The 11,097-nt window shown below is 47.7% G+C and carries 14 protein-coding genes; all 14 read left to right on the top strand.

The features are described 5' to 3' along the window. Positions 1–1,703 (top strand): tape measure protein (locus SHK35_RS11515; protein ID WP_318709878.1); only part of this gene is annotated, 1,703 nt, incomplete at its 5' end. Beyond that, positions 1,704–2,393: a LysM peptidoglycan-binding domain-containing protein gene (locus SHK35_RS11510; RefSeq protein WP_318709876.1), complete on the top strand. Its 690-nt coding sequence runs from the start codon at positions 1,704–1,706 to the stop codon at positions 2,391–2,393. It abuts the gene before it with no gap. A gap of 18 nt (positions 2,394–2,411) precedes the next feature. Then, positions 2,412–3,392, top strand: a complete 981-nt coding sequence (locus tag SHK35_RS11505) for an XkdQ/YqbQ family protein (RefSeq protein WP_318709874.1) — start codon at positions 2,412–2,414, stop codon at positions 3,390–3,392. Further along, positions 3,376–3,783 (top strand): DUF2577 domain-containing protein, encoded by a 408-nt coding sequence (locus SHK35_RS11500; RefSeq protein WP_318709873.1) that lies wholly within the window; start codon positions 3,376–3,378, stop codon positions 3,781–3,783. The genes SHK35_RS11505 and SHK35_RS11500 overlap by 17 nt, the downstream gene beginning before the upstream one ends. A 68-nt stretch (positions 3,784–3,851) precedes the next feature. Then, positions 3,852–4,184, top strand: a complete 333-nt coding sequence (locus SHK35_RS11495; RefSeq protein WP_330638243.1) for a DUF2634 domain-containing protein — start codon at positions 3,852–3,854, stop codon at positions 4,182–4,184. Between the two features lie 2 nt (positions 4,185–4,186). Further along, positions 4,187–5,389 carry a baseplate J/gp47 family protein gene (locus tag SHK35_RS11490; protein WP_318709870.1) on the top strand — a complete coding sequence of 401 codons (1,203 nt, stop codon included), beginning with the start codon at positions 4,187–4,189 and terminating at the stop codon, positions 5,387–5,389. Beyond that, complete coding sequence (locus SHK35_RS11485) at positions 5,386–6,180, top strand: putative phage tail protein (RefSeq protein ID WP_318709869.1); 795 nt, start codon at positions 5,386–5,388, stop codon at positions 6,178–6,180. The genes SHK35_RS11490 and SHK35_RS11485 overlap by 4 nt, the downstream gene beginning before the upstream one ends. A 17-nt stretch (positions 6,181–6,197) precedes the next feature. Continuing rightward, positions 6,198–8,288: a phage tail-collar fiber domain-containing protein gene (locus SHK35_RS11480; protein ID WP_318709867.1), complete on the top strand. Its 2,091-nt coding sequence runs from the start codon at positions 6,198–6,200 to the stop codon at positions 8,286–8,288. A gap of 375 nt (positions 8,289–8,663) precedes the next feature. Beyond that, entirely contained in the window at positions 8,664–9,869 is a 1,206-nt protein-coding gene (locus SHK35_RS11475; protein ID WP_318709866.1) for an RNA-directed DNA polymerase, read from the top strand. After that, positions 9,856–10,095 carry a hypothetical protein gene (locus tag SHK35_RS11470; protein WP_318709865.1) on the top strand — a complete coding sequence of 80 codons (240 nt, stop codon included), beginning with the start codon at positions 9,856–9,858 and terminating at the stop codon, positions 10,093–10,095. The genes SHK35_RS11475 and SHK35_RS11470 overlap by 14 nt, the downstream gene beginning before the upstream one ends. Before the next feature lie 19 nt (positions 10,096–10,114). After that, the gene (locus SHK35_RS11465) at positions 10,115–10,228 is read left to right on the top strand and encodes a CD1375 family protein (RefSeq protein ID WP_021966242.1); all 114 of its coding nucleotides are present in this window, start codon (positions 10,115–10,117) and stop codon (positions 10,226–10,228) included. 50 nt (positions 10,229–10,278) lie between these two features. Further along, positions 10,279–10,404 (top strand): CD1375 family protein, encoded by a 126-nt coding sequence (locus tag SHK35_RS11460; protein ID WP_330638242.1) that lies wholly within the window; start codon positions 10,279–10,281, stop codon positions 10,402–10,404. A gap of 91 nt (positions 10,405–10,495) precedes the next feature. After that, entirely contained in the window at positions 10,496–10,828 is a 333-nt protein-coding gene (locus SHK35_RS11455) for a hypothetical protein (protein ID WP_318709863.1), read from the top strand. Next, positions 10,815–11,078, top strand: coding sequence for a phage holin (locus SHK35_RS11450; protein ID WP_215655446.1), 264 nt, complete (start codon positions 10,815–10,817; stop codon positions 11,076–11,078). The genes SHK35_RS11455 and SHK35_RS11450 overlap by 14 nt, the downstream gene beginning before the upstream one ends. The last annotated feature ends 19 nt before the right edge of the window (positions 11,079–11,097 follow it).

Below are 11,097 nucleotides of genomic sequence, written 5' to 3'. Positions count from 1 at the left end.
GTGGTGAGTTTTCACAGATGGCTGACGTGGTTGCCCGGTTTGGTAATAACGCCAAGGATGCGTTCAGCAGCACGGAAGAAGTCGTTGCCTTTTCAAATCTGATTCAGAAGCAGATGACGATTGCCGGGGCATCGACAGAAGAAGCCAATGCGGCGCTGTTGCAGCTGTCACAGGGCCTTGGTTCTGGTGTGCTGCGTGGTGAAGAACTGAACAGCGTATTTGAACAGGCCCCGAACATCATTCAGTCTATTGCTGACTATCTGGAAGTTCCCATTGGTGAAATCCGTGATATGGCGGCAGAAGGTGAGCTGACCGCAGGCGTGGTCAAGGCGGCGATTTTTGCCGCAGCAGATGACATCAACGCAAAGTTTGAATCCATGCCTATGACGTGGGGGCAGCTGTGGACATCGTTCACAAATACCGCCATGATGGCGTTTCAGCCTGTTTTGCAGCGGCTGAACGATATGGCAAACAGTGACGCCTTTCAGGCGTTCATTAACAGCGCAGTTCAGGCGCTGGCTACAGTCGCTAATATTGTGCTGAACATTTTCAGCCTGATAGGTTCAGTTGGTTCATTCATCGCTGATAATTGGTCAGTCATAGCGCCTATCGTCTATGGCATCGTTGGGGCGTTGGCAGTATATGCGGCGTACCTTGCTATTGTGAAGGGTATGGAACTTGCATCTGCGGCAGCCACAGCAGTTATGACAGGGGCGAAGTTATTAGCATCTGCGGCTATGGTTTTATTTACAGGTGCAACGTGGGGGGCGGCAACTGCACAGCTTGGTCTTAATTCGGCTATGTATGCTTGCCCTATTGTGTGGATTATCATTTTAATTATCGCACTGATAGCAATTATTTATGCAGTGTGCAGTGCGATTGCTAATCTGACCGGGATTGCGAATACTGGATTCGGTGTCATCACGGGTGGAATCAATGTGGTCATCCAGTTCTTCAAGAACTTGGGCCTTACGGTGGCAAACATCGCCCTTGGTATCGCAAGCGCAGTTGCGGCCCTTGGTCACAATATCATAGCGGCGTTTAAAAATGCTATCGCAAATGTCCAGACATTCTTTTACAACTTGCTTTCAACGGCCATGTCCGTCATCAGTCAGATTGCAGAAGCATTGAACAAACTGCCTTTTGTGGAGTTTGACACAAGCGGTCTTGTGGCGGCGGCAGATTCCTATGCGGCGAAAGCTGCGGCAGCGCAGGAAAGCAAGATGGAGTATGAGGACATCGGGGCGGCGTTCAGTTCCGGGTTTGACACGTTTGACGCTTTTGAAAGCGGATGGGCGTCAGAAGCCTTTGATTCCGGGGCATCATGGGGTGATGGTGTCATGGATAAAATCAGTGACTTTAGTCTGTCTGATATTTTCGGAGCAACGGACATTCCAAGTGTAGAAGATTACACATCCGGGTTTAGCGGCATCGGCGGCCTTGGCAGTGATGTGGGAAGTATCGCAGACAATACCGGAGCCATAGCTGACAGCATGGACATCACGGAAGAAGAACTGAAATATATGCGTGACATCGCCGAACAGGAAGCCGTCAACAGGTACACCACCGCTGAAATCAGCGTGGATATGTCTGGAATGCAGAACAACATCAACAACAATGATGACATTGACGGGTTCGTGTCCAAGCTGACCGATTCTGTAAATGAAGCGGTTGATAACATGACAGAGGGGGTGCATAAGTAAATGGCAAAAAGTGCATATGACGTGTATCTGGATAACTGTTTACTGCCTGTTACCCCTGAAAAGATACAGATAAGCATTAACAACAATAACAGTACGGTCAACCTTATCAATGAGGGTGAAATCAACATCCTGAAAAAAGCGGGGCTGACCGATATTGAATTTGAAGCGGAAATCCCCCAAGTAAAGCATCCCTATGCCGTCTATAAAGACGGCTTTCAGGGTGCGGGGTATTACTTTGACATCTTTGAAAGGCTGAAAACCGGAAAGAAGCCATTCCAGTTCATTGTGTGCCGGAATACCCCGGCAAATAAGAAGCTTCTGAACACCAACATGAAGGTGTCGCTGGAAGATTACACTATCACAGAAGAAGCCGGGAACGGTTTTGATTTTCGGGTAAAGTTCAAACTGAAACAGTACCGGGAGTATGGAACCAAGACCATAAACATCAAGCTGACGGTATCCAAACCCAAGGCCAGCGCAGAGCCGCAGCGGGAAACGAACAATTCCCCCGCCCCGGCAGCAGCGCAGACTTACACCGTTGTCAGCGGTGATTGTCTTTGGAATATCGCTAAGCGGTTCTATGGCAGCGGTTCCAAATATACGGTCATTTATGATGCAAACCGTGGAGTGGTCGGCGGCAACCCGAATCTTATTTATCCGGGTCAGGTGCTGACGATTCCGGCAGCTTAAAGAAAGGGGGTGTGTTCAGTGAATGTTGAACTTTTGGTTGGGAATGAAACCGGAGAAAAAGTGTATCAGCCCCCTGTAGAAGAAGGGGTTGAATGGCTGACAGAGCGGAAAGACACCCCCGGAAAGCTGACCTTCAAAGTCCTGAAGGATGACATTCTGGATTTTTCCGAGGGCAGCCCGGTCAGGATGCGGGTTGACGGTGACAACGTGTTCTTTGGGTTCGTTTTCAAGCAGCAGCGGGATAAAGACCAAATCATCACCGTCACCGCCTATGACCAGCTACGGTATTTGAAGAATAAAGATACCAAGGTCTATGAAAATAAGACGGCGGCGCAGTTCATTCAGATGATTGCAGCTGACTATTCCCTGAACGTGGGGACTTTGGAAGATACCCTGTATATCATTGAATCAAGGATAGAGGAAAACACTTCCCTGTTTGAAATGGTTTCCAATGCCCTTGACCTGACGCTGACCAATACCGGGGAAATGTTCGTGCTTTATGATGATTTTGGAAAGCTGACCCTGAAACACCTGTCATCTATGTATGTGGGTGTTCCGGGGGCTTACCTGATGATTGATGAAGAAACGGGCCAGAACTATGATTATACGTCATCTATTGATGACAATACCTATAACAAAATCAAGCTGACTTATGACAACGAAGATACCGGATACAGGGAAGTTTATATTGCACAGGATTCTTCCAACATCAATAGATGGGGCATCCTGCAATACTTTGACACGTTGCAGAAAGGGGAAAACGGTCAGGCAAAGGCCGATGCGCTGTTAAGCCTGTACAATAAAAAGACCCGCAATCTGAAAATCACAAATGCGATTGGTGACAATCGGGTGCGGGCCGGGTCAATGGTTGTGGTCAACCTTGACCTTGGAGACATTAAACTGAAAAACTGGATGCTTGTGGAGAAATGCAAGCACACCTACAAGGAAAATGAGCATTGGATGGATTTGACGTTAAGAGGGGGTGAATTCGTTGCCTGATGCGAATGGTTTAGTATCCGCTATGAAGCGGGCGGCAAGAGAAGAAAGAGAAGCAAGCAAGCCTGTCAACATGGTGTTCGGGGAAGTGATAAGCGTTTCCCCGCTGCAAATCAACGTGGAACAGAAAATGGTTCTTGGGGCAAAGCAGCTTGTCTTGTCAAGGAATGTGACGGAACACACCGTCAAAATCACGGGCGGCAATATTCAGAATTACTACTATACGGGAACGCCGCCCAATGCGTCAACCGTTCCTGTAGACCCTTCCCACAGGCATGCCGTGGGGACAATAGAAATCACCGTTCACAATGGCTTGGCTGTCGGTGATGAAGTTATCCTTGCAAGGCAGCAGGAAGGTCAGAAATTCATAGTTCTGGATAGGATTGGGAAATGATACCGTCCACAGTCGGGTTCCTTGACCAAGACTTTGAAATCGAAGAACAGCCAAGCAAAACGTATAAGATGGACTTGAACGGAAATTCTGTTCAGGGATTTGTGGACGGGCAGGAAGCCATGAAGCAGATGATTTTCAGGACATTAAGCACGGAGCGATACCAGTTCATCATCTACCCTTGGTATTACGGGATTGAAACCTTTGACCTTTACGGGGAACCCGTCACTTATGTCTGCCCGGAACTGGAACGGAGAATCACCGAAGCCCTGACCGTTGACACACGGGTCACAGGGGTTGGTGATTTTGAACATGACCTTTCCGTGAAGGGAGTGGTTCACACTTCATTCACGGTTCACACCATTTTTGGTGACATCAAGGCAGAGAAAGAGGTGAGCATCTAAAAATGTATGAAAATGAAACCTATGAAGTGATACTTGAACGGATGCTTGACCGGGTATCTGACCAGCTGGATAAAAGGCCAAGTTCCCTGATTTATGACACCCACAGTTCAACGGCTATTGAATTACAAATTCTGTACATTGAACTGGAATACCTGATAAAAAATTCCTACGGCGATACTGCCGCAAGGGAATTCTTGGTCATGCTGTGCAAGGACAGGGGCATCACGCCGGAAAGCGCAACCAATGCGGTGTTGAAGGGTGAATTCACACCCACGGACATTGATGTGACCGGACAGCGGTTCAACATCGGTTCGTTGAATTATGTGGTAACGGAGCAGATAGCCCCCGGACAATATCAGGTAATGTGTGAGACTGCCGGGGTCATCGGAAATCAGTACCTTGGTCAGATGATTCCTATGGAATACATTGACGGTCTGGAAACGGCCACGCTGACAGAAGTGCTTGTTCCCGGAGAAGATGAAGAAGAAACCGAAGCCCTGCGGCAGAGGTATTTTGACAGCTTCAATGAACAGGCCTTTGGCGGTAACCGTGCGGCATACCTTGAAGCCGTCAGAAAGATTGACGGTGTTGGGGACGTGAAGGTCACACGGGTGTGGAATGGGGACATCCGGCCCGCTGAAATGATACCGGGTATAAAAGTTCAGACGTGGTACAACAGCATCAAGGACACGCTGGATACAGAGGTCAAGGCATGGCTGGAAACCGTGTATGAAGCCGCAAAAGAAAAGAAGCTGACGGTCGGCGGCACTGTTCTTGTCACCGTGGTCAATTCCCTTGACTATGGCGAAGCATCAAGCGTCCTGCTGGAAAGTATCCAGACTGAACTTGACCCCGTGCAGAATGCCGGAGAAGGATATGGGCTTGCGCCTATCGGCCACGTGGTCAGCGTAAAGAGTGCGGAAACAGTGGCGGTCTATGTGACCACTACAGTAACCTTTGAAGAAGGTTCTAACTGGACGAACACCAAGACGGCCATTGAAGAAGTTATTAAAGCCTACCTTCTGGAATTGCGGCAGGAATGGGCTGAAAGCTCTTATCTCATTGTGAGGGTCAGCCAGCTGGAAACCCGTATCCTTGGAGTGAAGGGGGTTATTGACATCACCAACACGAAAATCAACGGTTCCGCTGAAAACCTGTCCCTTGGGGAATATCAGGTTCCCACGTTTGGGGGTGTGTCTGGATGATTCGTCAAGTTGACCTTGTTTCCTATCTGCCGCCGTTTATGAAAGCCTATAAGGAACCTGTGGCGGCGCTGGATGCGGAAAACCCTGAATTCTATCTGATGTGGTCGGCGGTTGACCGTGTTCTAAGGAACAGGTTCATTGAAACCGCTGATGAATATGGGCTGTCACGCTATGAAAAAATGCTTGGCATCTATCCATCAGCAGAAGATACCCTTGAAAGCAGACGTTCACGGGTAAGAAGCAAGTGGTTCAATAAAATCCCGTACACCATGAAAACGCTGCTTTCCAAGCTGGAAGTCCTGTGCGGTGATACGGACTTCATCCTGACCCATAACTTTAATGTGGGCTATACCCTGACCATACAGACCGCACTTGAAAAGTTTGGTCAGGTGGAAGAACTGGAATCCATTCTAAGGGAGATGCTGCCGGAAAATATCGTTGTGGAATCCACCAACAACATCCTTTGGGATGCAGAAGGGTTCCTGCTTTTTGGCGGCGGCGTGTGCGCTGTGTCCGTCTACACTCTTTCAAACGATTTCCGGGAAAGCCATGACGTTCATGGAACGGCGGCATTCGGCGGCGGCATCGGCCACACGGACGTACAACAGATAACTGATGCAATCCGGGAAACGCTGGAAGTTCAAGGCACACTGAACATGGGCGGCGGTATTCTTACGGTTGCACAGCATACAATTTCAAATGATTTCAAGGAATCCATCACGGCCACCGGAGACGCAAAAGCGGCGTCCGGCTTGGTCACGGTGGATTTTTTTGAAATAAAATCTGATTAAAAGAAAGGATTGAAAAAATGGCAGAGTATTCAAAACTGATTATCACAAACGATGGTCAGGCATTGATGGCAAAGATGATTGCCGGGGAAGGTGACATTGAGTTCACCAAGGTGGCAGTATCCAGCGCCGAACATGAAGAAGATGAATTGCAGGCCCTGTCATCCCTGTCAGATGTCAAGCAGACATCCCTTGTGTCAAAGGTCACAAGGACAAATGAAGTTGCCATTCAGATTGAAGCGGCGTTCACGAATGCAGATTTGACAGAAGGGTATTATATGCGTACCTTGGGCTTATATGCCCTTGACCCGGATGAGGGTGAAATTCTGTACGCCGCCTGTGCGGAAACGTCAGGAAACTGTTATATGCCCGCATATAACGGGGTTACAACATCCGGCGCATACTTTCGTTTGGTCACCACAGTTGGAAATGCTGACAGCGTATCCTTAGAGGTTGACCCCGGAGCTTTTGCCACTATTGGGGACATTCAGGCGCTGGAAAATGAGATTGCAGACCTGAAAGCCTACATTGGTTATACGGATGATGACATCTATGGCGTGGAAGTGGACTTCAAAAACAACAAGTTCACCCGTCTGGCCGGAGCCGCCAACATGACGCCGGGGGAAATGTTTGATGATGTAGAATGTTTCGGCGGCAGAAAGCGTGTGAACCTGACAGACGGCGGCGTGGAGTTATCCGCATACGGTGAAGCCGGATATACGGAAACCGGAAAGCTGACAACCACCGTTGTGAAGGACGGGACAAGCTATCCGAGCGGCACGCCTGTTCAGGTCATGGTCAAACAGCCCAAGTTCTGGTACAAGGTCGTTCCCCTCGATACGGAACCCATTAAGTACCCGCAGATGGAAGAAATCGTCATCACCGGAGCGGCAACGGCAGCCGGAACCATCACGCTGACCATTGGTGAGGAAGTCAAGACCGTCACCGTGGCAAACGGAAATTCCGCAGCCACTATTGCCGGACTGATTGATGACATTGGTTTCACGGACTTCCAGACCAGACCGAACGGAACCACAATCCGGTTTGTGTCAAGGATTCCCGGCGCACGGGATAAGCTGTCCGTTTCCTTTGGTTCCACAGGTGTGACCGGAACCGTGAAGTCTTATGCGGAGGCCCCCGCCAATGGGGTACATATGAGAAAGGCAAGGTACTATGTTTCACCGAAGCCCAAGGCTGGATTCAAGCTGCATCCGGCTTTCATCGTGAATGGTGAGGAACAGGAAGTCATCTACAGGGCGGCTTTTGAGCCTTGCATCTATGACGTTTCTGCCGGGGCCTACCTGATGACGGATGAACAGGTTGCAGATTTTGCATCCAGCACGGGGGATAAGCTGTCCAGCATCGCCGGGGCAAAACCCTGTTCCGGCGTGACGCAGAACCTGACCAGAGCCAACGCAAGAACCCTTGCGGCGAACCGTGGCAGCGGCTGGTGTCAGGACTACACGATTTCACATTCCGCAACGGAAATGCTGATGCTGATTGAATACGCAAGTTTCAATATGCAGGCGGCCATTGGTGCGGGCCACACGAACCGGACAGATGACGGTTCCACCAATATGTCAGAACTGACCGGGGCCACGTCTAACCTTGGCAACAAGTCCGGCGCAGTCACTGTTGAACTTGGTGACGGTATCACTATAGTCATGGTGTCCTACCGTGGAGAAGAAAACCTTTGGGGCAATATCTGGAAACATGAAGATGGAATCAATGTTCTGGCGCAGTGGACACACGCTTTCTATATCGCAGACAACGCCTTTGCAGATTCTAAGGATGACGGTTCCTATAAGCTGGTTGATTTCCCGATGGCATTCACCGAAGGATATATTTCAGCTTTTGGATACACGGAAGAATTTGACTTCCTGTTTATTGCATCGGAAGTGCTGGGGAACAGTTCCCTTCCTGTTGGTGATTATACATATTCGTATGTATCCACCAGTGGATGGCATATTGTGGTTTCCGGTGCGAGTTGGAGTAATGGTTCTAGTGCCGGGCCTTTCTTTCGTTATTCGTACGATACGCCCTCGTATCGTTATCGTAATCTCTCCGGCGGGCGCTTGGTGTATCGTAAGGCGAAGAACAAAGCGGCATAATTGAAAATTTTATAGGTAAAGTGCTTTTCTGCTTTGGAAAAGAGAATGACCAGTAAAGGCCACCAGTCAGCGGGAAAAAACAAGAAATTGTGATTTCCGGTGCGAATTGGAGTCATGGTTCTGCTACCGGGCCTTTCTATCGTAATTCGAACAATACACCCTCGAATCGTAATCGTAATATCTCCAGCAGGCGCTTAGTAAATGCACAAAAATGTTCACCCCGTCAGAAATGGCGGGGTGTTCTTATGAAAATCAGTGATGAAGCACTTTGCCGTGGCACTTGCCAAAACATCAAAATACCTTGGGCTGTATTGGTAAACCGCCGCAGGCGGGTTGAAGATTCGGCTCATTGTGCATACAAGGTGGAAAAGAGACGTGAAACGATATGGCTATTTATGGGAAAAGATTTGTTCCATGGAAAACCTTGAATTGGCTTTCCGCAACGCAAAGAAGGGAAAGGGGTGGTACAAGGAAGTTCAGCAAATCAATAAACGGCCATATTACTATCTGGCGGCGTTGCAGTGGATGTTGAAAAATCATAAATACCACACTTCAACGTACACGATTTTTACAAAGAAAGACCAGAAGAAGGAACGTGAAATTTACAAGCTGCCGTTCTTCCCGGACAGAATTTGTCAGTGGGCGGTCATACAGGTGATTGAACCGCAGCTGTTGGCATATTTCACAGATGACACCTATTCTGCAATTCCAAACAAAGGTATTCATGCGGCATTGAAGAAGCTACGAAGGGCCGTTGATACCGTGCCGGAAGAAATGACATACTGCCTGAAAATTGACTGCAAAAAGTTCTATCCGTCTATTGACCATGAGCTTTTGAAGCAAGCGTTCAGGAAGAAGTACAAAGACCCTGACCTGCTGGAACTGATAGATGAAATCATTGACAGCATCAGCACGTGTCCGGCAACCGAAGAAAATATTGAATTCTACAGGGCCTGCGGGAATGAAATCAAGATTGTTGAGTTCAGCGGGAAGGAATTCATTGAAGGTATTGGTATCCCTATCGGGAATTACTTTTCACAGTATGACGGGAACTTTTATCTGACGCCGTTTGACCATTGGATGAAGGAAGTCAAGCGGGTTAAGCATTATTACCGTTATATGGACGATATATGTATTTTCGCACAAAGCAAAGAAGAACTTCAAGCGCTATTACAGGAGATATATGAGTATTTCAGAACAAAGTTGAAATTAAGGATAAAAGGCAACTATCAAATCTTTCCAAGTTTTATCCGTGGCGTGGATTTTGTGGGCTATCGGGTATTCAAGGACTACACGCTGCTTAGAAAATCAACCTGTCAGGAATTTGAAAGGAAAATGACAGCTATCCGGGCAAAGGTTGAGAGCGGGAAACAGATGAACTATTCAGAGTGGTGTTCAATCCAGTCATACAAAGGCTGGTTGAAATGGTGTGATGGCAGCCGATTATATGAAACATACATTGTGCCTGTTCAGCCATACGCTGATGATTATTATATCAAAAACATCAAGGGCAAAAAATCAAAGAAAGGTGGAAAGAAGGATGACAAATCACGGGAAAGTCAGGAGTGTGAAGCGGCCTGAACAGTTGGTAATGGACGACTATTCTGTTTGGGTATCAAGCAACATTTCAAAGGTCACTGAACCGGGGTCAGAGGAACAGCCGGGGTTTGATGGCTGGGAATATGACCTTGTTCAGTACACCAAGGACGAATTCATCAAAGCGAAGGCAGAAGAAAATGAGTCCCTGTCAGCACAGATGACAGACATGCAGCTTGCATTGTGTGAAGTTTATGAAATGATTCCGTAAAAGAAAGAGGTGAAAGGCTATGGCAAAAATCTACGCTGAACTGATTAAAAAAGGTCTAAAGACCATTGATGATGTACCTGACAAAATCAAAACAGAAGTTCAGGCATTACTTGGTGATGGTGGTGATAACTGATGTTTCAGTTCATCATATATCAAATCTTATTCAGAAAGGATGTGAAACAAATGGCAGTAGTTTATGCAACCCTTATCATCAAAGGGAAAAAGGACTTTGCAGATGTCCCGGCAAGAATCAAGGAACAGGTAAAGACCGTTCTGATTGACCTTGATTGTGGGGATTTAGCAGAGTAACACACAATTTATCAAAGGTGCAATTATAACCGCTATATGACCATTATATGAGGTCTGATGCGGTTATTTTTGTACCAGAAAGGGGCAACCAGTGGAACATTTTCTGATGCAGACTTACACGATAGCACTGCCCATTATACTGACCGCATTGATGGGGTATATTGTGTGGCTGTTAAAAAACCAGAAAAAGGACAGGGATGCCAACAGCAAGGGAACCATGCTGCTGTTGCGTGTCCAGCTTATCGAATACCACGATAAGTATATGACCTTGGGAGAAATCCCCTCTTATGCCTACCAGAATTTTGATGAAATGTATGACGCTTATCATGCGTTGGGTGGGAACGGGATGGTGACAAAAATGAAAGAAGAAATTGACGAACTGCACTTGAAAAAGAAAGGGGAACAGAATCATGAAAAACATTAACTGGTTAGTAAGAATCAAAAATAAAACCTTTTGGCTGACGCTGATTCCGGCCGTGTTGCTACTTGTTCAGGTAGTGGCCGCCCCGTTTGGCTATCAGTGGGATTTTGGTGTTCTGAATGAACAGCTTGCGGCCATTGTCAACGCTGTATTTTCTGTGCTGGTTATCTTGGGCGTAGTAAATGACCCGACAACCGCAGGAACTACCGACAGCGCACAGGCCCTGACCTACACGGAACCCAAAAAGAAATAATTTGACTGAAGGGGGATAA

This window comes from Candidatus Acetatifactor stercoripullorum, from assembly GCF_944382095.1.
In the GTDB taxonomy this organism is placed as follows: Bacteria; Bacillota; Clostridia; order Lachnospirales; family Lachnospiraceae; genus Acetatifactor; species Acetatifactor stercoripullorum.
Note: the sequence above shows the minus strand (reverse complement) of the source record. Positions and strands in the feature narration are given on the sequence as shown.

Excerpts from the sequence above, each read along its gene's own strand:
- SHK35_RS11485 (WP_318709869.1), top strand. The coding sequence starts at position 5,386 with ATGATTCGTCAAGTTGACCTTGTTTCCTATCTGCCGCCGTTTATGAAA.
- SHK35_RS11450 (WP_215655446.1), top strand. The coding sequence starts at position 10,815 with ATGAAAAACATTAACTGGTTAGTAAGAATCAAAAATAAAACCTTTTGG.
- SHK35_RS11460 (WP_330638242.1), top strand. The coding sequence starts at position 10,279 with ATGGCAGTAGTTTATGCAACCCTTATCATCAAAGGGAAAAAGGACTTT.
- SHK35_RS11490 (WP_318709870.1), top strand. The coding sequence starts at position 4,187 with ATGTATGAAAATGAAACCTATGAAGTGATACTTGAACGGATGCTTGAC.
- SHK35_RS11480 (WP_318709867.1), top strand. The coding sequence starts at position 6,198 with ATGGCAGAGTATTCAAAACTGATTATCACAAACGATGGTCAGGCATTG.
- SHK35_RS11495 (WP_330638243.1), top strand. The coding sequence starts at position 3,852 with ATGGACTTGAACGGAAATTCTGTTCAGGGATTTGTGGACGGGCAGGAA.
- SHK35_RS11510 (WP_318709876.1), top strand. The coding sequence starts at position 1,704 with ATGGCAAAAAGTGCATATGACGTGTATCTGGATAACTGTTTACTGCCT.
- SHK35_RS11465 (WP_021966242.1), top strand. The coding sequence starts at position 10,115 with ATGGCAAAAATCTACGCTGAACTGATTAAAAAAGGTCTAAAGACCATT.